The sequence below is a fragment of the Holospora curviuscula genome, assembly GCF_002930195.1.
Classification (GTDB): Bacteria; Pseudomonadota; Alphaproteobacteria; order Holosporales; family Holosporaceae; genus Holospora; species Holospora curviuscula.
The window spans coordinates 51,779-72,808 of the sequence record NZ_PHHC01000078.1; the positions used below are offsets into that span (position 1 = coordinate 51,779).

A 21,030-nucleotide genomic window follows, 5' to 3' on the forward strand; every position below is an offset into this window, starting at 1 on the left:
CGTATCGCGTGGCGATGCCTCTCCATCGCTTAAGATGCAAGAAGGCATTTTCAACACGATGTCTGATCTTGTACAAGTCTTGGTCATAGAAGCGCTGTTCTTTTCGATTCTTTTTTTCAGGAATCACCGCTTGAATGGTTTGACTGTTTGCCATGTCTAATACAGCATCTGAATCATCGCCTTTGTCGGCTAAAAGACATTGGGCGTTTATGCCCTCAATAAGAGCCTCAGCCTGTGTATAATCAGCTGTTCTACCTTCTGTAACAAGGATTCGCACTGGCATACCAGTCGCATCTACGGCTATATGTATTTTGGAATTGAGCCCCCTTTTGTTCGTCCCATGGCTTGGTTTCCACCACGCGCTCCTGCTGCATGAGGGGGTACTTTGATAGGGCTTGCATCAAATCATGAGCCACTCAAAATCAGGCTCCATCACAAGTGATTCTAACACCCCTTGCCAAACGCCTTTGTCCCGCCATCTGCAAAAGCGTCGATGCGTGTTTTTTCAGTGGCCATACTTAGGAGGTAAATCTCTCCAGGGTGCGCCAGTGCGCAATACCCAAAAGGCGGCGTTGATAAAAAGCCTATATTATGGGCGATACCTCCCCAGGAACCTTTTCGCCCAGGCAATCGCGGCTCTAAAAGACTCCATATGCGATCTGGCATATCATGGCGTCGGTGAGCGCCTACTTTTCATTAATTCATTCTATGTCTCATGCTAGCATAGATTTACTCTCGTGACGACTCTATCTAAGAGTAATTTTAATGCGTCTAAAATATTCATCTGGTAAACATATAAGGTATTTTTTAGGCAATGGTTACAAAAGCTTTGAGAAAAATTAAACGTACTCTTTATCTTGCTTATGTAATTTAGTAAAATAAAAAATTATTATAAAAACAATGTAAAAAGCAATGCGCCATATAGGAATTATTGGTTCAGGTCCTGCAGGACTCACTGCAGCTATTTATGCAGCACGAGGAGGAGTTAAAGCTACTGTTTGGGCTGGCCCTGAACCCGGAGGTCAGCTGATGTTAACAACAGAAGTAGAAAATTATCCAGGATTTAAAAAGGCTGTTTTGGGGCCAGCACTGATGGAAGAGATGACAGAGCAAGCAAAAGCTTGCGGTGCTGAAATAATTACTGAAGAAATTATGAATTTTGAAAAAAAAGAAAAAAAAATTATTCTTCAGGGAACACATCAATATTATGAGTGCGATGCTTTGATTATCTCTACCGGTGCAAAAACTCAATGGCTGGGACTGGAAAGCGAAGCATATTTTCGAGGATACGGTGTATCTTCCTGTGCGGTATGTGATGGAAGATTTTTTAAAGACCGTTCTGTGGCAGTTGTGGGGGGAGGGAATACTGCTGTAGAGGAGGCCCTCTATCTTTCTAATCAATGTTCCCAGGTTATTTTGGTGCATCGCCGCCATCAACTAAGAGCAGAAAAAGTTTTACAGAAGCGATTGTTCACAACGCCTAATGTACGTATTATGTGGAACCACGTTTTAGAAGAAGTATTAGGGGTACGCTCTTCCCATAAGTATGTCACAGGAATAAAGCTGCGAGACTTAGAGTCCAATGTGTTGCAACAGGTGGATGTAGACGGTGTCTTTATTGCTATTGGTCATAAACCAGAAACTCACTGGATGCATGGTAAACTAAAGCTAGATCCTCAAGGATATATTCTATGTTCCAAGGGGAGTACGCACACCTCTTGCCTTGGTGTATTTGCTGCCGGGGATGTGATGGATGCAGTATACCGTCAAGCAGTCACTGCGGCAGGATTTGGATGTATGGCAGCCTTGGATGCCATGAATTTTTTGGAGAACCTACCCTGAATCTTACCTCTGAGCGGCGTATTTTAGGTCTAGATCCTGGATTAACGTATACAGGATGGGCTGTAATTTCAGTCCACCATTTGGATCGTTTTGTGTGTGAAGCCTGTGGTCGCATTCAGACTTCTGCTCAGCAAAGTGTTGCAGTACGCTTAGTGCACATTCATGACGCCTTGTTACGAGTATGCCAAGCATGGAGCCCTCATGCTGCCGCCATTGAGCAGATTTTTGTGAATTCTAATCCTGCTTCTGCATTAAAATTAGGGTTAGCGCGGGGTGTTGTGTTGATGACTCCGGCCTCTTGTGGAATTCCTGTCACTGAATATAGTGCCAATACGGTAAAAAAATCTGTAACGGGAAACGGACATGCTTCAAAAGTACAAGTTTTACAAATGCTTAAAGGTATTTTCAATATGACACCATCTTCTTATGACAGTAGCGATGCGTTGGCTGTAGCACTATGTCATCGGTTTCACCAAAAATAATGCATTGGAGTGATTTGGGTATTGTCTTAGGGTGGCGTAGTTTTGGAGAAAATCAGCGCGTGCTTACAGTATTAACGCAACAATACGGTCTCCATCGAGGAATGATTTTTGGCCGTACTCAAACCTTAGTACTTGGCTGGATTTTACACGTTCGTTGGAAAGGAGTTTCTGAAACGCATCTTGGTACATTTAAAGTAGACGATTGTGTCCCGTTAAACCTTGAGCTTTACGACAATCCTTTAGGGTTTATGCTTTTGGAGCTAATGTGTCACTTATGTATAGGGGGGCTTCATTTTCATATCCCCTGTTTAGAGATCTATCAAGCATTTTTAGTGAGTATGACAATGTTACCAGAAGAAAAAGGACTTCGAGCTTATGTTTTATTTGAGGCGCATACTCTATGTTATCTGGGACATGAGGACATGCAAGTGCACTATTTTATTCACCACTGGCAGAGCCCAAAAGCAGTATGCGTGCATAATCAATGGATTCATCAAGAGCAAATATGGAAAAGAGTAGGAAAGCACTGGAAAAACTGGCAAGCAATGAAACAGCGTGCCTATCATAAAATTTTTAATAACCATACCGAATAAGCTGCTTCCAGGGTTGATATTTTAGAGTGAGTGAAAAAATTTTTTGGAACTTATTTTAGAGTCTGACTGAATAACTCATTTATCTAACCTCAAATAAATAATTAAGATTAATCAAAAAAATATTGTTACGCATTTTTAAAGTAGGCGTACCGTAGGCAAGGGTACTTTCTGGAATAATCTGCGCAACTTGGCTCCAAGATTTTTTTCCAAGCCAGTGACACTGGTATTCACATCCAACACTTATACGTCGTGTAGCCCACCACAATCCTCCTATAGATATTAAGGGTGCCGTAACTGTTTTGAACAATGCGCCTGAAGACTTTCCGTAGGTATTGATACAATACAGTTTTTGACGATGAAGTGCAGCTCCTAGCCCTAGGCGTAATTGAATGGGACCAAAAACATAGCCTCCATCCAAAATTCCCCCAGTAAACCAACTATCTTTTAACCGGAACTTCTGGATTCCATTTTCTGAAAGTCTTATGGTAATACTGCCCACATCATCGCCTCGGTAAGTTGTCTCTTCTTGAAGAAATCCTGTACTGTAATTACAAATGGAAGAAGCACCACTACGTCCCCAAAGCCAGCGCACGCCCACAGTCATTTTTGATGAACTCGTATGCTGGGCCCAGATTCCTACAATATAGGCCGTACCCGACTTATTTTTCATCTGGAGTGCAGGAAATGTAAAATTTACACACAGCTCTGGATTTCCAAGACGAATTCCATTGGTATACCCACCATGAGTAAACATTTGACCACTAAAGGCACCGTATTCAGAGTGCGTAACCGTGCTCGCCCCACCTAGCCCAGCGGTTATTCCAACTCCAGAAAAAGCATCTAATCGGCTTCCTTGAGCGGAAGGTACTGAAAGTAAAATAACGAGATATATTAATCTTTTAAACATAAAACTTTTTCTTTACCTGAATATCTCAGAATTTTTGCAAAAAATCTATTTAATTTACAGACCTTATCATTGCGTGATCAAACCTTACTAACAATAATAACTTTTTTGCAACAAAAAAATTATTGGCATACCACAGCGATGTCAATGTTTGGAACGGAATAAATTCTATAACGGCGAAAAAGGCGTGAAGATTTCACATCCGGTGGATGTGACACCAATGGTTTGCTCCCATTGCGCAGACCACTGACCGTCTTTTGTCACAGCACTCCACCCATCTTTTAGAAATCTAACCTCTGGTTTACCTAAGTTAATCATGGGTTCTATAGTGAAAAACATACCTTCTTTTAAAGAGATTCCAGTCCCCTGAGTTCCAAAGTGTAAGACCTCTGGTGCATCATGAAGTTTTCGCCCAATACCGTGTCCACAAAATTCTCGCACCACAGAAAACCCAGAAGATTCAGTTTTTTTTTGAATAATATGTCCAATGTCACCTAAAGTGACACCGGGTTTGACGAGTGCAATTGCGCTCATGAGCGCTTGATGACAAACCTCTGTTAACTGTCGTGCAGAAGCGCTCGGTCTTTCTACATAAAACATTCTACAGGTATCTGCATACCATCCTTCAAGACGTAACGAGACATCAATGTTTACAATATCTCCAGCATTTAATACCCGAGTGCTTGGAATACCATGACAAATAGTTTCATTGACAGAAATACAAACCGCACAAGGAAATCCCACTTCTAACGGTGCTGGAAAAGCATCATGATCGATAATGTATTTATGGCACAAATCATTTAAAAATACTGTTGTGACTCCGGCTACCACATAAGGCTCAATCATATTCAATACCTGAGAGGCCAGACGTCCTGCCTTGCGCATACCTTCCCAGGCTTCAGGATCTGTATAAATTGAAATTTTTTTATTGTGTTTCATAACAATGATTTATCGAATATTTTTAAATTATATGGGATAATAAACACAGTGTCAATTCTCAAGCAAGATCACATACTATAGTTAGTGCATAAAAAAGGAGGGTACTCCTGCCTTGATCTTAGAAAGAGGTTTCTGTAGAATTTATTTCTGTTATCCTCACAATGCTCTGTTGTAAGATGCACACTCAAAAAAAACAAAAAATGAATCTTTTTTCAGTTGTTGCCTTTGTTATTGGTCTACAATTAGGATCTGCTCTCTTTTTGTTACCAGAACAATTGATGCCTTATGGTTCTTGGGGTGCGTTGAGCTGGCTCGTTAGTGGGATGGGAGCGTTAAGCTTAACATTAATTTTTGCGGTTCTTTCAAGAACAGATCCTGCTTTTGGGGGGCCTTGTGTATATATTGAAAAAGCTTTTGGAACACATGTGGGATTTTATAGTACTTGGGCATATTGGTTTATTTCTTGGTTTAGTTCTGTACCCTTACTTCTGTTAGCAGTGTCCAGCTTAGAATCTGCGCTGGGATATAAGTTGACGTTGTTTTTAAAGATTATCATAGGAAGCCTTCTGCTGGCTACGATTAGCATTCTTAATCTTTATGGAGCTGTGATTGCGGGGTGGGGAGAAATAGCATTCGCGTTATGTAAGGTTCTTCCATGGGTTATAATTCCTTTAATAGTGGTGACGAAATACGGATGGGGGACGCCCCATTGGGATGTTGAGTTTACTCCCTTGAAAGCTTTAAGTTCCGCAAGTCTACTGACATTTTGGGGATTTGTGGGGCTAGAAGCCAGTACGACTATTAAAGATGTAGTAAAACGACCAGAGCGTACTATCCCTCTGGCTCTTTTTTTGGGTACGAGCTGTGTACTCTTAATATATTTTGTGAACACTTGGATTGTTTTGGGGGAAATGCCTTTAGCACAAGGGATTAATCCGTTAAATCGTATTATTTCTAAAGTGTTTGGGCCCTGGGGAAACGTTAGCTTTTCTCTTCTTACAATGATGATGTGTTTGGGGACGTTGAATTCTTGGCTTCTTGCGTCGGGACAAATGATCTCAGTGGCTTTGAAGAGCGGTCTTATCCAGATTACACCTCCTAAAGCCATGAATCCTACTGTATTTGGTGTTTTGCTTACTGCTTTTATGATTGGTGCTACCACATTTCTCATCCAGTTTCGAAATTCTGAGGAAATATTAGGGAAAGTGATCGAGTTGTGTTGTGCTATTTTTATTATGATTTATGTTGCATGCCTTTTAGCATTGATTCGCTTTATTTGGTGTAAGGAACTTCAGGTGTCTCGATGGGTTTGGGGAGTTATTTTAATTGCGGGTGGATTTTCTTTTTGGTCCTTATACACGCTTCCTCTGTCTTTTTGGATTATTCCTGGAATTTTATTTCTGACAGGAAAATTTATTAAAAACCGCTTTACGGATGGGGAATGTCGGGACTGTTAAAATACTTAATTTTTTAGAATTCATCCGATAAACAGCAATGAATTAAATAAGATATTAATGTTTTTTAATTTTTAAAATTTTACTAAGCCCATTTAAAAAGAGTCCATCGTCGTCTTGTTTCTATGGATGAATTGCCCTCTCAAAAGGAGGTGTTTCCCGTAAAAAATTAAATTAATGTAAATTATTGAAGTGATGAAAGCAACGTTGATGCAGTTTCTTGCTCAAATTCTCTTTTATTTTCCAAAAAAATCAAAAAGGGGCTTACTTTTATATAGATGTTACAGGCTCCACTTTTATTGGCAAATGCGCTATTTAAAAGATATCATTCCCTTATATATCCATTTTCACCGTCCTCTTGAAATTAATTTTTTTACGAGTAAAATTATTTACTAAAAAAGATTAGAGCTTGAAAAATGTTTAATAAAAAATACTTAGCTCTTTTCTTGACTTTAGGAACAATTTTTGCAGAGCATAGTGCCCATGCATCCTATGAAGATTCAGAATGGTTTCTGTCACTGCCAGCAGAAAAGCAAGATTTCTTACGTAGAATTGAAAAAAATGTAGTAGATCTTTGTATACCTGATAAACTTTATGATGATTCCGACTGTTACTCTTCAAGGAAAGGTAAACTTGAGCGCGAGTTCCCTAAAGATAGAATGAGTGTTACACTCATGGCCAAAGCCATGATCTTAGGAGTATTTTAAGACTTTTTCAATCAGATCCAAGATTTGGAAAAGAGAGCAAAGATATTGTACATATTGAACGCTATAAAAATGCGTCCCACAGAAAGTATTTTAATTTTGGAGACACACTTTGTGAATGGATCCAGTTTCGAGAATCACATCCTACAGGGATGCGATATTACCAGCCACAAGATTTTAGTCTTGTATTAGAAAGACGTTACTAAACTGTTTCCTGGGGTTAATTCTAGCAACACCTGGGCTGAGTTTCACTTCATTAGACAGTGGAATCAATATACTTTTGATAGATTTGCACTTATTACACAACTGAAGTGTGCTCAAATGGCTTTGCTTAGGCTCATTATCCCAGAGAGTGATTGGGATTATAAAGCTTGTGAACACCATACAAACAAGTTTTTCTCTGTTCCTAATTTAAGGACACAGGAAGAGTTGATAATGAAGCAGAGGGTTTCAGGAGCAAGTCCACATTTCAGGCATAGAAATCTTGAAAAATGTGAGGTATATACCGCACCAAAAAAATGATAGTGGCCGCTTTTCGAGTCGCGCTTTGTGTCTTAGTTTAGGTGTTTCAACGAAGAAAGAACAACCTAATTACCACGCACATGAAGAATATAAGCACGAGCCAGCTAAAAAAGATAGTTGGCCTAAGTTTCATGTTTGGGCATCTGTGGTTTGCAGCGAATTAATAAATAGCGGCATTTCACTGAGCCGGGAACTCGCTCAGGATTACAGTCGTGCTCAGTACCCTCAAAACCAGCGTGAGTTCAAGAAGTATACCAGTAAACAAATTTTAAACTGGCGTTAAGAGAGCTATTACTCCAGGGGGGTAAATTACCTCAGGATGATTTTTTACAACGACAGCGTTTAGCCAGTAAGAAAAAAATAAGTGACCTGTTTAATCGGTGGGGTGAACAGTGTTACACCTCGATTGACAAGAAAAACACATTGAAGATTTAGTTATCTCTCAAAAAAATAAAGATTTAGAACAGTAATTCCCATACTAGATGTAAGAGCAGAGCTTTTTCGCTCATACTTTGTAAGGTAAAGTAGAATGACTGAATCTGCTTTACTCCATTTTCAGTATAGATTTGGCACAGAATATAGAAAAATCACTATAGAATCGTTATAGAGAATAGCGTATCAATTGAACAATTTCTAGAACGTCGTATCTGTTTAGACTGGCCCCATTGTGTTTCAATGGCCTTAAGGTAAAGAGAATACGGAAGGTTAATCAAGGAAAACATGACCAGCGCTTTCACTCATCGGCTGCCTATCTTTTCCCTTGTGGAAAGAAGCATTGTGCATGACACTACCCCTTTTGTTTGGAAGATTAGGAAGTAATATATGTTCTACCCAACAAATAAAAACATTAGCATTGACTGACCCGCTCAACAGACCCATCGCAACTATTGTGGCGCCGATAAGCGCGCCTATAGCATGTGTTGTGTGTTTTTCCCCCATCATGAATCCTATAACAACGCGTTACCTTCCAAGAATAGCCGTGTGTCTGTGGCATATCCTGGGACTTTTTTCTAGGTAATCCATTGATTTTCCGTCTTTTTCTCGTGCCTCAATTCTTTGGCAGAACATAGATCTTTTGTCTAGATCTGTTCTCGCAGGATGGAGTGTTTTTTTATAGGTCATGCCTAAACGCTTTATTGCATATTTATACCAAACTCGCTAATCCCTAATCTTTCGCCGCTTTCTCGACGATCGCTATCTGGAAACTACTTCTTCCTCCATCTGAATATCGCTGCTCTCAACGTCCAAAATCTATCCGCAACTTCACTGTATGAAAGTTCTTCTTTAACGTTTATTTTTAATACTTTTTTTCTAAAATCTACTGAATATGTTCTATCTATTAATATATACGCTTCTAACGCTATATTATTTTTCTTTCTTACGCTTGTGATGCTCTGTTTAGACTGCTTTGGGTATATACCCAGATCAAATAAAATCGACTCAAACTACCTTGTTCTCGAGCCTATTAACACGATGCGATACAGTAAAAATCAATACCTCTGACCTTCCTGCGCACTCTAGAGACGTAAAAACAGAAAATTTTATCCTCATCCATGGAGCAGATAAAAACTAGGACAGTTATGGAATTTCTCAAGTAGGTCTTTTTTAACACTATATCAACTGTTAAGTACCTTGGAAGAATACGGTGTTGTCCCTCAATCACTAGCCCAAGATAGAAGCGCCCTACTGAAACAATACCGATTCTTTCCTTGAAGCGGTTCTTATTTTCCCCACCCTTCTCTGTCGCACAATGCATTTGACGAAACGACCTAACTTTTGGGATACACTGTGAGACTTTATGTCTACACCTATAGTAGTTAGCTCACTATAGAATAGTTATAAAGAATAGCTCGTTAATAGAACAATGTATAGAACGTTTTATCTGTTTAGCGTGAGCCCATTGTTTCTCAATGGGATTAAGGCCAGGAAAACAAGGCGGTAAGTAAAGTATGACCAGAATCCTAATTTCATTTTCTGATTAGCTTTACCTTTATAGAAAGCAGAATTATCCATAACGATACCACGGTTTTCTGGGATATTGGGAGCACCATTTTCTCTACCCAAAAAGTCAATCTCTAGAGAACCCGTAAGCAATCCAATGGCCCCTAAAGTAAAGCCCATTAAAGCACCTATAGAATAATAATTTTAGAAAATGAAAGTTCCCTTAAAAAAAGTATTGCAACACACTCTTTCAGGTGTTTGGTAAGAATTTTTAGAGAAATGTAATTAGCCCAGTATAAAGTTTCTGAACCCATTTTTTAGAATTTCTCTACCCCCTTACTAAGACGCGTCCTAATTTAAGCCAGAGGGTCATTAAAGCCTATCATAGCCTGGAGCAGTCATTTTGTATTGCGTCAGTGTAGAAAAAAGAATTATCCATCAAATGAAAAAATTATTACCTGTTTAATACATATTCCCAAACATTTTAAATTTATTGTAGCTTTATTCAGATCTATTACCCTAATTTTCCATCACAGTTTAAACTTTCATTAAATAGTTTCAGAAAAAATATTTTGAAGTAATGGAATATTACTTCACTGACAAATTCTATAAAACATTATTAAATAAAATGAATAATAAAATATTTTCTACACAAGAGGCTTTAGAAAGCTCTTCTCGGTTCGAAAGAGCATAAGAAGGCTGGATAAGTCTCAAGGCCCTTGCGTTTTATTTTAAAAAAGTATATCATTAATTTTAAAAGTGATGCTGTGTAAATTCAAAATATGAATACATTGTGCCAAGCTTTATACTTAGATTATCAAGCTACAACTCCCTGTGACACTGAAGTTTTAGAAGGAATGATGCCGTATTTAACGCATAGCTTTGGTAATCCGCATTCCAGAACTCACTGTTACGGGTGGACTTCTGAAGAGGCTGTGGAAAAAGCAAGAAAACAAGTTGCATCTGTATTAGAAGCAGATCCAAGGGAGATTATATTTACTTCTGGTGCTACTGAGTCTAATAATCTAGCCATTAAAGGACTGGCAATGTATTTGCGTGCTCAAAATTCTCAACGTAATACATACATTACAATTGCCACAGAACACAAGTGTGTTTTAGAAAGTTTTCGCTGGCTCCAGCGCCAAGGGTTTAAAGTAATTTTTCTTCCAGTAAAGTCTGATGGTGTTCTTAGTCTTGAGGTTTTGGAAGAACATTTAGGACCAGAAACTGCTCTTGTGTCCATTATGGGCGTGAACAATGAAATTGGTGTGATTCAACCTTTGAAAGATATTGGAGCACTTTGCAAGCGATATGGTGCGTTCTTTCATAGTGATGCCGCACAAGCTTTGGGGAGAATTCCACTCCCCGTCAAGCAATTAGGAATTCACCTGTTAAGCATTTCTTCTCATAAGATTTATGGCCCCAAGGGAATCGGAGCACTTTATATAGAGCGGCGTCCTATTCGTGTACGTCTTACTCCTTTATTTAGTGGAGGAGGACAAGAACGCGGGCTGCGCTCTGGTACACTTCCGACTTTTTTGTGTGTAGGATTAGGGATTGCAGCAGAAAAAGCAGAACGTATGCGAACATTAGAACGGGAGCGCCTCTTGGTGTTGCGAGACCAATTTCTTAGTCGTGTATATCAAGCGCTTCCTAAAGTATATTTGAATGGTAGCTTAGAGAAGAGAGTTCCAGATAATCTAAATCTCAGTTTTGCAGGCGTTGAGGGAGAGGGGCTCTTGATGGGAATTAAAGAGCTCGCGCTTTCTTCTGGGTCTGCGTGTACTTCGGAATCTTTGGAACCTTCTTATGTGCTTAAAGCTTTGGGTGTGTCAGAGGATTTAGCCCACACTTCTTTACGCATTACGTTTGGTCGATCAACCACAGTGACGCAAAGTTTGAACGCTGCGGATCAAATTATTGCTGCGGTTGAAAAATTACGAGCACTCAGTCCGTTGTGGGACATGATTGTAGAAGGAATTGACTTAAATACTGTACAATGGGTAGCGCACTAAAAAAAGGAAAGAAATTATGGCATACAATAAAAAAATATTAGAACACTACGAGCATCCAAAAAATGTAGGAACATTGGAAGATGGTCCCAACGTGGGCACTGGAATGGTCGGTGCTCCCGCTTGTGGCGATGTAATGAAGCTCCAAATTCAGGTGGATGAAACAGGAAAAATCGTTAAAGCACGGTTTAAGGCGTTTGGCTGTGGCTCTGCCATCGCCTCTGCATCCTATGCTGCCAGTATGTTGGAAGGCATGCAGACTTGCGAAGCAAAAAAGATCTCTAATACCGTCATTTCCACTGAATTGGGACTGCCGCCGGTAAAACTGCATTGCTCTATGCTAGCACAGGATGCGATAGAAGCAGCGCTAAAAGATCTAAAAGATAAACAAGAAAAAGCCGGATTAGAGAATCCCCTGTGCAACGCGTTGGAATAATTGGCGTCGGTCAAATTGGGGGTACTCTTACCCACATGATTCTTCAGCACATACCTCAGGTTCATATTGGTCTTTATGATGTCAACGAAGATCTTGTTCAGGGAAAGGTTTGGGATTTGGAAGAAGCAAGTATTATCGGTGGGTATGAAGGACATCTTGAAGTTCTTTCTTCTCTTAGAGCTTTTGAGGAATATGATGTTTTGGTGATTACTGCAGGACGTTCTCGAACACCCGGAATGAATAGAAACGATCTTTTGCAGGAAAATGCCAAAATTTTAAAATCAATTTCAAGGCAAATACAAGAGTTTAGAGGTGTAGCTGTGGTCGTAACAAATCCGGTAGATCTTATGGCTCGCTTCTTTTCTGATCTACATCCTTTACCTTCTTCTCGTGTATTGGGCATGGCTGGGATATTAGATGAAAGTCGAATGGCAGCTCGTATTAAAGCATTTACTGGCATGAAAGGAGAAAGTTTGCGTCCGTGCGTAGTGGGTCCCCATTCAGATCGTATGATTCCCTTGGAATATGTGCGGGTAGGACCTGGAGCATTGGCGGATATTATCTCCCTTTCCGTTGAGCAAAAAGTTTCTATTGTTCAGAATACTCGATATGGCGGTGTTCGTATTGTAGAGAAATTAAAATCAGGCTCTGCTTTTTATGGTCCAGCGGCAGGATGTTTTCGCATGATTCAAAATATTTTAGAGATCCGTGAAGACGTATTAACGTGTTCAGTACAAATGGGGGAAGAGAGTCCTATCCAAGATATAACTCCAAAAATTTTTTTTGGATGGCCTGTTCTTTTGGGCAAACAAGGAATAAAAAAAAGGGTAATGCCTTGTATGAGTGCGCAAGAAACATCTTTGCTACGTAATACACTTTTAGAGCTTCAAATAGAGTATAAAAGTTTTTTTGAATCTTTAGAATGTGAAAAAGATTCTTAAATTGGATTTTATATAGTCTATACATTTTAAATTTAGATTTCTACTGAATATTTTTTTCATCTTTTTCTTTTATTACACCCTATATTAAATACAAAAATAAACTGAGTGTTACTGTCGAATCTTCCAGTCATTTTCCTGAGAGAACGTTACCGCATTCCAAGATTCTAACCAGGAAAAGATTTGGCACATATTAGCACTGTTTTTTCCTTTCACTAAAAGAGTATCTTTAGGAAGAAGTAAAAATTTTATAGTATCTAACAATAGGAATAATTCTAACCCCCAATGCACCGAAGCACCTTTTTGAGCAAGAAGAAAGGCGCTTTCCTGAAAAAGCGCACCTACTAAAAATATATGCTCAGCACCTACAGCATTAATGAAGGGAATTAGTTCTTCATGAAGACGTGGTCCATGATCACCAAGCTCTCCCATTTCTCCTAAAAGTAAAATTTTTCTCCCTGGGACTTCAGATAAGCCGAAAGCTTGAATACAGGCACGCATAGCAAGCGGCGCTGCATTATAACTTTCATCAATACATCCAATATCCAGTGAGTCATAATATATAAAAGCTCCTCTTCCCTTGAGAGGAGAAAAAGAAGATAAATATCTGGAAGCTTCTTGAAGATCTACCCCTGCTGTAGATAGCGCTGCTAAAATTCCCAAATTTCCTTCAATCCAATGAGAACACCAGGAGGAAGGACGGTAGCTTATCTCTCCCCAAGGCGTATAAACATGGAGCAGGGCTTGCGCCTTACTCTCAAAATTCACCTTCTTACAATGAACATCTCCCTCTTCGATTCCATAGGTAATCCACTGAAGATTTTTTTTATTAAGCACTTCTATAAAAGGACAGTGTGTTGGCAAAATTCCAATTTTCCCCGAAAAAATTTTAAATTTTTCTTCAGCAATTGCTTTGAGAGTTTGAAAATTTTCAATATGCGCTTCAGAAATAGCGGTGAGTATTGAAACATCTGGCTGCACATAAGAAACCAACTCTTCAATTTCTCCTGGATGATTGGTTCCTACTTCAAAAATACCGTACCGTGCTTCTGGTGGACAATTGGCTAACGTTAAGGGAACTCCAATATGATTATTATAACTTGATACAGAAGCATGGGTAGGGCCGAAATGCTTTAAAACGTGGACTAGCCCCTCTTTTGTGGTGGTTTTTCCCACACTTCCTGTTACCGCGTAACATAATCCTCGAAATTTCTTACGGCGATCGCGCGCTATGTACTGTAATAATGCTAAAGAATCTGACACCCATAACACACGAGGATCTTGCGTATTGTTCTCATGGGCCTGTACTACAGCACAAGCCCCCTTTGCTAAGGCTTCTTGTGTAAAGCGATGTCCTTGAAAGTTAGGACCATCTAGTGCAATAAACAGATCTCCGGGAACTAAGGTCCGGGTATCAATACTAACTCCTGTATAAAGTGGAAGCGCTAGCATAGTTTTCAAAAGCTCAATGTTCTTCATAGCATCTAATTACATCCTAAAAAACATTTTTAGTAAAGAGCTTAAGACGTTTCTATAATCGCTAAGGTAATGTGTTCTTTGCACTGAAGCAGAATCCACTGTAAAAATTCCTCTAATGCAAAAAAATGACGCTCTCCGGTTCGGCGAATCTTTACTTCTATGTGCCCCTTATGATGATTTTTTTCGCTTAAAATTGCTTGAAACGGAAGACCCCACATATCCATCAAAGCAAATTTTTCTCCAGAGCTTAAAGGACGATCTTCCCAAAGCGTTTCAATTCCTGCAGCTTGAAGACGATCATATACGTGGGCTGCCTCTGGTTCCAAGCTTTCTTGCAAATGCATCAATCCCAAGGAAAATGGAGCAATAGAAATAGGCCACTGAATTCCTCTTTCGTCATGAAAGGCTTCAATAACAGCCCCCACTAAACGGGATACTCCAATGCCATAAGAGCCCATCTGGAGATTCACTTTGCGTCCTTCTTTCAAGAAAACCTGGGCGTTCATAGGAGCGGAATATTTATCGCCAAAATGAAAAATATGTCCTACTTCAATACCGCGTGCCACCCTTAACTGATTTAAAGGAACTGGACATTGTTCTGGAGCGTGTTTTTCGTCCACCATAGCATAAATTCCCTGAAAATCTGATACTTCAAACCGAGGAACGTTACGATCGTCCAATACAGCATCATAGTATAGAGCACTCTCCCCTGTTTGAGCCACCACATGAAATTCATGACTAAAATCTCCTCCAATAGGCCCTGTAGTGGCCTGAAGAGGAATTACAGAAAGCCCCATACGGTAAAAAGACCGCATATAGGCGCGAAATACATTACGATACGTTATTTTGGAGGCTTTTTCTGTAAGATCAAAGGAATATCCGTCCTTCATCAAAAACTCTCGCCCTCGCATAACGCCAAACCGGGGTCGTATCTCGTCTCTAAACTTCCACTGGATATTGTATAAATTAAGTGGAAAACTTTTATAGCTTTGAACACATCGACGTACAACATCTACAAATACTTCTTCTGCGGTGGGTCCATACACTAATACGCGATCATGACGATCGTTAATGCGTAACATTTCTAGACCGTAATCATCATAGCGACCGCTCTCTTGCCATAATGTTGCTGGTTGTAATGTAGGCGCCAACATCTCAAGCGCACCAATAGCGTTTTGTTCTTGCCGAATAATGGTTTTAATTTTTTCTAGTACACGAAGTCCTAAGGGAAGCCAAGTAAAAATTCCAGAAACAGTGCTCTGAATCATCCCAGATTGTAGCATCCAACGATGAGACGCAGTTGTTGCTTCTGAAGGAGCATCTCTTAAATCCGGTAAAAAGTAAGAACTTGTCTTCATACGAATCATGTTTTATTTTTTACATTCTACCAATTGTTCAATTCACTGACAATAGCTCTTGTAAAGAGATCCAAAATTTTTTATTAGCATCACTAGGTAAAGTTTCATACGTAGCTTATAAACACGCTGATTGTAATAATTTTTTGAAATGTATAATAAATGTAGCCAAACAACGACAGAACAGTTATAAAGAATGCATCGTCAATTGAACACTGTGTAGAACGTCTGATCTGTTTAGCGTGAGCCCGTTGTTTATCAATGGGATTAAGGTCAGAAGAATAAAAAAGCAAGTAAAGTATGAACAGGATCTTTAATTATTTTCTGTATAGCTTTCTCTTTATGAAAAGCAGTATTATTCATGACGATACCACGGTTTTCTGGGATATTGGGGAGGAACTTTTCCTCTACCCAACAAATCAATAGCGCTCCAGAACCTGCAAGCAATTCAATGGCCCCTAAAGTAGCGCCCATTAAAGATCCTATACCATTTGTTCTATAGATTTGTTCTACAGATTTATTCTATTTTGGTACCCCAATCCTGTTTTCCGTAACAACACTGCCCTTTTACAGAACACCCGTAAATTCTAGAAAATCCACGTTCATCAACTTTGCTGTTTAATTCATGACGCTTTTGGCACAATACAGATTTTTTTTCTGGATCCGCCTTTGGATGATTTAAGTTTTTTTTTACAGCACACCCCAAGACGTTTCAAGGCTTACACAATGCCAACAGTGCTAACCCCAAAAGCGCTCTGCTTGCGTTTGGCTGATAGGCATCAGGATCTATTGTGATATCGTGTTCTAAACAGTCCATGTCCATTGTGCGGGCTGGCTTAGAGCGAACGAATTGTCTACCCGATTTCTCATAGCTCACCCCTTCTTTCTGTTTAATTCCTAAACCTTTACTACGAAAATTCAATGAATACGACATCTTTAAATAGCTTATATTTTCTTCTATTATAATCCGTTCTATAGTTATTTTGCTCTATTTCCTAATTTTGTTCAGTACTGAAATATTCATTATATTTGAGATAAAAGTTACTCTTGATCTAAAAAAAGAAACAGTTACACTCATAAGGTAACGCGTTGATATGGAACAATTAAAAGAGTTACACTGGATAAAATACGTTGCGGTCAAATTTCCGCATACCTGCTATACAAGTATGTTCTATGATTTGTAAAAGATTTTTTTGTTAATCGGAAAAAAATCTTCTATAATGTACCAATAGTATAAAAACTTTTTTGAATTTGAGGATTTTTTGGAAAAAACTCAAAAATTTACGTTCGGGTTACAGTACTTTGTGGCGTCTTGCGAAAACGTACCTTGTACCTCAAAAGCGGTACTGGATGTGGGGGATAGTGAGTATGCTCCTAACTGCAAGCTCTACTGCGGTACTCGCTCAATATCTTAAGCCTATTTTCGATGATATTTTTATTGGACATCGCCAGGATCTTCTTGTTTGGATCGGAGTAGGCGTGCTGGGAATTTTCTTTATTAAAGGAGCGGCAGAATACGTGGGAGAAAGATGTATGTCTGCTATGGGGTACACTTTATCCACCCAGCTTCAAAACGATGTTTTCGGTCATATGATATATTTTGACCTGGATTTTTTTAGAGAGTACCATGAAGCAAGGTGTGCGAATATTTTTTCTCAAGATATTGGTATTGTACGAGAAACGTTGCTTCAGAGTCTAAGCGCCTTAAGTCGAGATGTATTTATGGTACTAAGTCTCGTTATAGTATTGTTACGGGAAGATTTTTTTTTATTTTTAGGTGCCATCTGTATTTTGCCTATTATGGTAGGAGTATTACGTCTGTGTGGACGGAATGCGAAGCGTATTTTTCTTCAAATTCAAAACCAAACCGCTGCATTGCAGCAATTTTTTCAACAAGTTTTTCATCAAATTATTATGGTGAAAGCATATGGTACAGAAGAGCAAGAACGTCATCATTTAAAAGAATACACACAATGCATTCTAAAAGAGTATAAAAAGAGCGCTAAAATACAAGCGATCATTCATCCCTTTATGGAAATTTTAGGGGGACTGGCTATTTCTGGTATTGTAATTTACGGAGGCCATCGAGTCATTTTGGGTGCTCAAACTCCTGGATCCTTTCTAACTTTTATTACAGCGTTGTTTTTTTTATATCGTCCTATGAAAAATATTCTCCATGTCCATACACGCCTTCAGGCGTGTGTTGTGAGCGGAGAGCGCATTTTAGGCCTTTTGGACAAACCCCTTCCTCTTGAAACAAAAGGGGGAGGTCAGAAAAATTCTGCAATTTTTTCACAAGATATTACATTAGAAAATGTAACTTTTGGATATAGTCCAAACTTTCCTGTATTACGTGGTATATCCTGTGTATTTGAAGCAAATAAACAATATGCACTTGTTGGACCTAGTGGCTCAGGAAAAACAACGATATTTTACCTTTTATTACAGTTATATCGTCCCCATCAAGGACGTATATTATTCTCTAAAGAAGAGGCTTCTTTGTGTTCTCCTCAATGGATTCGAGACAATATTGGGTTTGTCAGTCAGGATATTACATTATTTGATACAACTATTGGAAACAACATTATGTACGGAAGCGCTCAAGCGTCTGAGCAATCCATGCGTGAAGCAGCAGAATTAGCGTGCGCTTCTTCATTTATAGAGCAGCTTCCTCAGGGATACGATACTCCGGTAGGACCTCATGGACTAAAGTTGTCTGGAGGCCAACGCCAGCGTCTTGCATTGGCTCGAGCACTTTTGAAAAAAAGTCCTATCTTATTACTGGATGAAGCGACATCTGCTTTGGATGTGGAAATTGAAGAGCGTATTCGTCAAGGACTTCAAACTTTAAGTTATTCTTGTACACGCATATATATTGCCCATCGTTTAAGCAGTATCCAACATGTAGATAAAATTTTAATCATAAAGCAAGGTGCTATTCAGGAACAAGGGAAGCATCTGACGTTATTGAAACACAGTCAATATTATGCAGAGTTATGGAAACAGTCTAAACTAAAAAATGGCTTTATGCCGATCTCTTAAGGTTTACCTAGATAGACTACAGATAGGAAAACACTTAATCTTGAGCCGTCTATGTATCTAAAACGTTTTAAATTGACAAGCAAAAGGAAGAAACTTTATACAGAAGGTTTCCAAAAAAAATCCGTGCAATTTAAAAAACTTTTCCTAAAATTCGTGTATCCGGAGCTGAGAAAGGGGTCATATGGGGAGCAAAAATTATCAAATATCGTGTGAGAAAGTATCAACCTTTAGGCCTTGTATATACTATTGCATTAGGTGGGGAAAAGAAGCGAATTATCGCCTCATATCATTGAGAAAATTTTATCATTCCATTCTTAATGCATCGTTTCACATGAGTCCAAAATTTCTCTACAGGATTTAGATCTGGTAAATAAGGGGGTAAAAACATTATTTTTCAGCTCACAGATTGGATGAGCACTCTTGCCTTTTGTGATGTATGCAATCAAGAATGATCGATAATCAGACCAGGATTTAGCATTTTGATTCAACGCTGTTCTCCCCAATGATTAAAAAAGTTGTATGGCCATGTTTGGAAAATCAAATTAATTATTGTAGCTTTGATGTGTTGTGATATAACGAATTGAAGGTAAATAAAGAATACTGTGATGTGGAAAAAGGAATAAATAAGCAATTAAGTTTTGGTGAGTCTAACGTGGATGATTTGATTCGCCTCAATCACCTCTATCGTAAGCTATTAAAATGGGTAGATTTTAGTGGTTTGCCTAGGGGACTGCACTCGTTGGTTAATCGTAAAGATGGTCGTCCTGGTTATAATTTGGAGTCTGGCTTCAAGGCTTTGATTTTGCAATAGATGGAAGATTTTTCAGAACGAGAATTGGAAAGGTATTTGCAAGAAAACAGCAGCTAAGTTATTTTGTTCATTTACTTTGCTTGAGAAAACGCCGGATCATTGTTATTTTTCGAAGCTTGGGAAGAAAAGTGGCGCTGAAAAACCAGCTAAATTATTTAATACATTCGGCAATACACTGCGTGAAAAAGGGTTAATTACCAATATTTTTACGTTTTTCGATGTGTGGAACATGATTCCCAAAATTAGTCTATAGGACGAGTGGAACAAGGCAATCAAAGATGGCGAGGGAAAATTAAACAAGAAAACCATGGAGTTAACGAGAATGCTGATTACGGCTTTAAGGGTAAGGATGAATACTGGTATGGCTATAAAAGGCATATAGCGGTTTGCATAAAAACGGTTTAATCAGCAAAACGGCTGCCACAAAAGCCTCATTAATTGATGCAAAAAGCTTGAAGCATGGATGTCCCAATGGCGGTATGGTCGTTGCTGATAAGGGATATTGCACAAAACCAGCGGCAAGAGACGATAAGAGCCAAAAGGTGCCATAGTGGAGCGATACTAAAAAAAATATGAAAGGCAAAAACCGAGATAAGGATAGGGTTTTAACAAGAATACGCATGCCCTATGAAAGAGTATTTTCCAAAATGAGCAAAAAAGTCAGATATAAAAGCCTTGCTAAAACCCAGTTTCAAACATTAATGCAAGGATTTTTCTATAACCTAAAAAGACTTATCAAAATAAGATGCTCCACCAATAATTTTTGCCTCAAACAAGGAATCATCACGCCTAAAATCTCCTAAATCCTCGAAATTTAAACGAATTTTGCCTAAAAATACTAATATTTCGAAGCATGGATTCTAATTGATTATTAACACCTGTCAATTTAAAAAAAATTATTATTCCAGCTATACTATGAGTTCTTTTATAATCCTTACCACGTTTTTTAGTTACCAATGTCTCATTTGTCTTAGTCCACTCGCCTATTTTTGCAAATCGTCTCTCTATACTATTCTCGTTATTCTATACCAGACTTTCAGTCCGCTATCTTGACGTTTATTTCTTCACAATCCTTCCCAGAAGTAGACGGAAGAAATGCTTGCTTTACATAGCCTAGCGATCTGTGCATTTTTAACTGATTTGGATCTATATTCCCTGTGCTGCGTAATTGTGCTTTAGGTTTGATTACTTTTTCTTTTTCGTATCCTATACACTTTTTATTTACGCTACAATAACTATTGTTGTCCTTTTTTTGATCGTTACCTATTTTTATGTATACATATTACGCTTTCTTTTAAGTCTAGGCTGTTTTTGTCTTATTATTACTTTTTTCCAATTGTAACACATTTAATCTTATTTTAAGCTAAATTACTATAGCCCTCAGGGCCACCTCATAAAAAAATTTTGTTGCAAAATACAGAAAAGTATGTCGTCACTCTAGCCCCCCCCATTTTTCTGAACCGCTTGATTGATTGTCTTGGCATCTGAGCTTGTTCAGAGCTATATGCCTGCTTATTGCCTACCGTGGCGAGCGTTTTCCTTCCGTATTCTCTTTTGATCCTCACCAAATGACCTA

The 21,030-nt window shown here is 38.8% G+C and carries 24 protein-coding genes and 1 pseudogene; 13 read left to right on the forward strand and 12 right to left on the reverse strand.

Features of this window, described 5'->3' with window-relative positions:
• A pseudogene (locus HCUR_RS09505) lies at nucleotides 1-666 on the reverse strand (IS5 family transposase); the annotation flags it as partial.
• Between the two features lie 246 nt (nucleotides 667-912).
• Here HCUR_RS09505 and trxB point away from each other — a divergent pair.
• From trxB to recO, 3 genes are read left to right on the forward strand one after another with little or no spacing between them, the layout of a single operon-like run.
• A complete protein-coding gene (gene trxB / locus HCUR_RS02020; RefSeq protein WP_104206517.1) occupies nucleotides 913-1,842 on the forward strand; it encodes a thioredoxin-disulfide reductase in 930 nt (309 codons plus the stop codon).
• On the forward strand, nucleotides 1,794-2,324 hold the full coding sequence (ruvC, locus tag HCUR_RS02025) for a crossover junction endodeoxyribonuclease RuvC (protein ID WP_104206518.1): 531 nt from the start codon (nucleotides 1,794-1,796) through the stop codon (nucleotides 2,322-2,324). Before trxB ends, ruvC begins: the two co-directional genes overlap by 49 nt.
• Nucleotides 2,324-2,917: a DNA repair protein RecO gene (gene recO / locus HCUR_RS02030; RefSeq protein ID WP_207760867.1), complete on the forward strand. Its 594-nt coding sequence runs from the start codon at nucleotides 2,324-2,326 to the stop codon at nucleotides 2,915-2,917. The genes ruvC and recO overlap by 1 nt, the downstream gene beginning before the upstream one ends.
• A 79-nt stretch (nucleotides 2,918-2,996) precedes the next feature.
• Here the strand turns inward: recO and HCUR_RS02035 are convergent, their stop codons facing one another.
• Together HCUR_RS02035 and map are read right to left on the reverse strand one after the other, a co-directional pair.
• A complete protein-coding gene (locus HCUR_RS02035; protein ID WP_104206520.1) occupies nucleotides 2,997-3,824 on the reverse strand; it encodes a hypothetical protein in 828 nt (275 codons plus the stop codon).
• A 165-nt stretch (nucleotides 3,825-3,989) separates the two neighbouring features.
• Nucleotides 3,990-4,760 carry a type I methionyl aminopeptidase gene (gene map, locus HCUR_RS02040; RefSeq protein WP_104206521.1) on the reverse strand — a complete coding sequence of 257 codons (771 nt, stop codon included), beginning with the start codon at nucleotides 4,758-4,760 and terminating at the stop codon, nucleotides 3,990-3,992.
• Nucleotides 4,761-4,960: 200 nt separating this feature from the next.
• Here map and HCUR_RS02045 point away from each other — a divergent pair, with 200 nt between their 5' ends.
• From HCUR_RS02045 to HCUR_RS02060, 3 genes are all read left to right on the forward strand, one after another.
• A complete protein-coding gene (locus HCUR_RS02045) occupies nucleotides 4,961-6,217 on the forward strand; it encodes an APC family permease (RefSeq protein ID WP_165780646.1) in 1,257 nt (418 codons plus the stop codon).
• 413 nt (nucleotides 6,218-6,630) lie between these two features.
• Nucleotides 6,631-6,921 carry a hypothetical protein gene (locus tag HCUR_RS02055; protein WP_104206524.1) on the forward strand — a complete coding sequence of 97 codons (291 nt, stop codon included), beginning with the start codon at nucleotides 6,631-6,633 and terminating at the stop codon, nucleotides 6,919-6,921.
• Nucleotides 6,922-7,402: 481 nt separating this feature from the next.
• Nucleotides 7,403-7,723 (forward strand): hypothetical protein, encoded by a 321-nt coding sequence (locus tag HCUR_RS02060; RefSeq protein WP_104206525.1) that lies wholly within the window; start codon nucleotides 7,403-7,405, stop codon nucleotides 7,721-7,723.
• 422 nt (nucleotides 7,724-8,145) lie between these two features.
• Here the strand turns inward: HCUR_RS02060 and HCUR_RS02065 are convergent, their stop codons facing one another.
• Both HCUR_RS02065 and HCUR_RS02075 read right to left on the reverse strand, forming a co-directional pair.
• Nucleotides 8,146-8,382, reverse strand: coding sequence for a hypothetical protein (locus tag HCUR_RS02065; RefSeq protein ID WP_104206526.1), 237 nt, complete (start codon nucleotides 8,380-8,382; stop codon nucleotides 8,146-8,148).
• A 936-nt stretch (nucleotides 8,383-9,318) separates the two neighbouring features.
• Nucleotides 9,319-9,561: a hypothetical protein gene (locus HCUR_RS02075; RefSeq protein WP_104206527.1), complete on the reverse strand. Its 243-nt coding sequence runs from the start codon at nucleotides 9,559-9,561 to the stop codon at nucleotides 9,319-9,321.
• Between the two features lie 602 nt (nucleotides 9,562-10,163).
• Between HCUR_RS02075 and HCUR_RS02080 the strand changes: the two genes are divergently transcribed.
• From HCUR_RS02080 to HCUR_RS02090, 3 genes are read left to right on the forward strand one after another with little or no spacing between them, the layout of a single operon-like run.
• Nucleotides 10,164-11,396: an IscS subfamily cysteine desulfurase gene (locus tag HCUR_RS02080; RefSeq protein ID WP_104206528.1), complete on the forward strand. Its 1,233-nt coding sequence runs from the start codon at nucleotides 10,164-10,166 to the stop codon at nucleotides 11,394-11,396.
• 16 nt (nucleotides 11,397-11,412) lie between these two features.
• Nucleotides 11,413-11,829, forward strand: coding sequence for an iron-sulfur cluster assembly scaffold protein (locus tag HCUR_RS02085; protein ID WP_104206529.1), 417 nt, complete (start codon nucleotides 11,413-11,415; stop codon nucleotides 11,827-11,829).
• Nucleotides 11,830-11,864: 35 nt separating this feature from the next.
• Entirely contained in the window at nucleotides 11,865-12,770 is a 906-nt protein-coding gene (locus HCUR_RS02090) for a lactate/malate family dehydrogenase (protein ID WP_129591843.1), read from the forward strand.
• 108 nt (nucleotides 12,771-12,878) lie between these two features.
• Here HCUR_RS02090 and HCUR_RS02095 read toward each other — a convergent pair whose 3' ends face one another.
• The 5 genes from HCUR_RS02095 to HCUR_RS02115 form a co-directional block, all read right to left on the reverse strand.
• Nucleotides 12,879-14,246 carry a UDP-N-acetylmuramoyl-tripeptide--D-alanyl-D-alanine ligase gene (locus HCUR_RS02095; RefSeq protein WP_104206531.1) on the reverse strand — a complete coding sequence of 456 codons (1,368 nt, stop codon included), beginning with the start codon at nucleotides 14,244-14,246 and terminating at the stop codon, nucleotides 12,879-12,881.
• A gap of 41 nt (nucleotides 14,247-14,287) precedes the next feature.
• Nucleotides 14,288-15,613 carry a proline--tRNA ligase gene (gene proS / locus HCUR_RS02100; RefSeq protein WP_207760868.1) on the reverse strand — a complete coding sequence of 442 codons (1,326 nt, stop codon included), beginning with the start codon at nucleotides 15,611-15,613 and terminating at the stop codon, nucleotides 14,288-14,290.
• A 261-nt stretch (nucleotides 15,614-15,874) separates the two neighbouring features.
• Complete coding sequence (locus HCUR_RS02105; RefSeq protein ID WP_104206532.1) at nucleotides 15,875-16,075, reverse strand: hypothetical protein; 201 nt, start codon at nucleotides 16,073-16,075, stop codon at nucleotides 15,875-15,877.
• Nucleotides 16,076-16,118: 43 nt separating this feature from the next.
• Nucleotides 16,119-16,307, reverse strand: a complete 189-nt coding sequence (locus HCUR_RS02110; protein WP_104206533.1) for a hypothetical protein — start codon at nucleotides 16,305-16,307, stop codon at nucleotides 16,119-16,121.
• A gap of 6 nt (nucleotides 16,308-16,313) precedes the next feature.
• Nucleotides 16,314-16,535 (reverse strand): hypothetical protein, encoded by a 222-nt coding sequence (locus tag HCUR_RS02115; protein WP_104206534.1) that lies wholly within the window; start codon nucleotides 16,533-16,535, stop codon nucleotides 16,314-16,316.
• A gap of 311 nt (nucleotides 16,536-16,846) precedes the next feature.
• Between HCUR_RS02115 and HCUR_RS02120 the strand changes: the two genes are divergently transcribed.
• Nucleotides 16,847-18,643, forward strand: coding sequence for an ABC transporter ATP-binding protein (locus HCUR_RS02120; RefSeq protein WP_129591844.1), 1,797 nt, complete (start codon nucleotides 16,847-16,849; stop codon nucleotides 18,641-18,643).
• A gap of 286 nt (nucleotides 18,644-18,929) precedes the next feature.
• On the opposite strand, the gene HCUR_RS10085 is transcribed toward HCUR_RS02120, so the two are convergent.
• The gene (locus HCUR_RS10085; protein WP_104206536.1) at nucleotides 18,930-19,031 is read right to left on the reverse strand and encodes a transposase; all 102 of its coding nucleotides are present in this window, start codon (nucleotides 19,029-19,031) and stop codon (nucleotides 18,930-18,932) included.
• A 219-nt stretch (nucleotides 19,032-19,250) separates the two neighbouring features.
• On the opposite strand from HCUR_RS10085, the gene HCUR_RS02130 reads away from it, so the two are divergent.
• From HCUR_RS02130 to HCUR_RS09030, 3 genes are all read left to right on the forward strand, one after another.
• On the forward strand, nucleotides 19,251-19,454 hold the full coding sequence (locus tag HCUR_RS02130; protein WP_104206537.1) for a transposase: 204 nt from the start codon (nucleotides 19,251-19,253) through the stop codon (nucleotides 19,452-19,454).
• A gap of 386 nt (nucleotides 19,455-19,840) precedes the next feature.
• Nucleotides 19,841-20,005 carry a hypothetical protein gene (locus HCUR_RS08285; RefSeq protein WP_165780647.1) on the forward strand — a complete coding sequence of 55 codons (165 nt, stop codon included), beginning with the start codon at nucleotides 19,841-19,843 and terminating at the stop codon, nucleotides 20,003-20,005.
• 21 nt (nucleotides 20,006-20,026) lie between these two features.
• Nucleotides 20,027-20,257 (forward strand): hypothetical protein, encoded by a 231-nt coding sequence (locus HCUR_RS09030; protein WP_207760869.1) that lies wholly within the window; start codon nucleotides 20,027-20,029, stop codon nucleotides 20,255-20,257.
• Nucleotides 20,258-20,845: 588 nt separating this feature from the next.
• On the opposite strand, the gene HCUR_RS09035 is transcribed toward HCUR_RS09030, so the two are convergent.
• A partial coding sequence (locus HCUR_RS09035) for a hypothetical protein (protein ID WP_207760837.1) occupies nucleotides 20,846-21,030 on the reverse strand: 185 nt, incomplete at its 5' end.

Coding starts and splice junctions, on each gene's coding strand:
- HCUR_RS02045 (WP_165780646.1), top strand. CDS start 4,961: ATGAATCTTTTTTCAGTTGTTGCCTTTGTTATTGGTCTACAATTAGGA.
- HCUR_RS09030 (WP_207760869.1), top strand. CDS start 20,027: ATGAAAGGCAAAAACCGAGATAAGGATAGGGTTTTAACAAGAATACGC.
- HCUR_RS02085 (WP_104206529.1), top strand. CDS start 11,413: ATGGCATACAATAAAAAAATATTAGAACACTACGAGCATCCAAAAAAT.
- HCUR_RS02090 (WP_129591843.1), top strand. CDS start 11,865: ATGATTCTTCAGCACATACCTCAGGTTCATATTGGTCTTTATGATGTC.
- HCUR_RS02115 (WP_104206534.1), bottom strand. CDS start 16,535: ATGTCGTATTCATTGAATTTTCGTAGTAAAGGTTTAGGAATTAAACAG.
- recO (WP_207760867.1), top strand. CDS start 2,324: ATGCATTGGAGTGATTTGGGTATTGTCTTAGGGTGGCGTAGTTTTGGA.
- map (WP_104206521.1), bottom strand. CDS start 4,760: ATGAAACACAATAAAAAAATTTCAATTTATACAGATCCTGAAGCCTGG.
- HCUR_RS02095 (WP_104206531.1), bottom strand. CDS start 14,246: ATGAAGAACATTGAGCTTTTGAAAACTATGCTAGCGCTTCCACTTTAT.
- proS (WP_207760868.1), bottom strand. CDS start 15,613: ATGATTCGTATGAAGACAAGTTCTTACTTTTTACCGGATTTAAGAGAT.
- HCUR_RS02055 (WP_104206524.1), top strand. CDS start 6,631: ATGTTTAATAAAAAATACTTAGCTCTTTTCTTGACTTTAGGAACAATT.
- HCUR_RS02035 (WP_104206520.1), bottom strand. CDS start 3,824: ATGTTTAAAAGATTAATATATCTCGTTATTTTACTTTCAGTACCTTCC.
- ruvC (WP_104206518.1), top strand. CDS start 1,794: ATGTATGGCAGCCTTGGATGCCATGAATTTTTTGGAGAACCTACCCTG.
- HCUR_RS02075 (WP_104206527.1), bottom strand. CDS start 9,561: ATGGGCTTTACTTTAGGGGCCATTGGATTGCTTACGGGTTCTCTAGAG.
- HCUR_RS10085 (WP_104206536.1), bottom strand. CDS start 19,031: ATGTTTTTACCCCCTTATTTACCAGATCTAAATCCTGTAGAGAAATTT.
- HCUR_RS02105 (WP_104206532.1), bottom strand. CDS start 16,075: ATGGGCGCTACTTTAGGGGCCATTGAATTGCTTGCAGGTTCTGGAGCG.
- HCUR_RS02080 (WP_104206528.1), top strand. CDS start 10,164: ATGAATACATTGTGCCAAGCTTTATACTTAGATTATCAAGCTACAACT.
- HCUR_RS02065 (WP_104206526.1), bottom strand. CDS start 8,382: ATGATGGGGGAAAAACACACAACACATGCTATAGGCGCGCTTATCGGC.
- trxB (WP_104206517.1), top strand. CDS start 913: ATGCGCCATATAGGAATTATTGGTTCAGGTCCTGCAGGACTCACTGCA.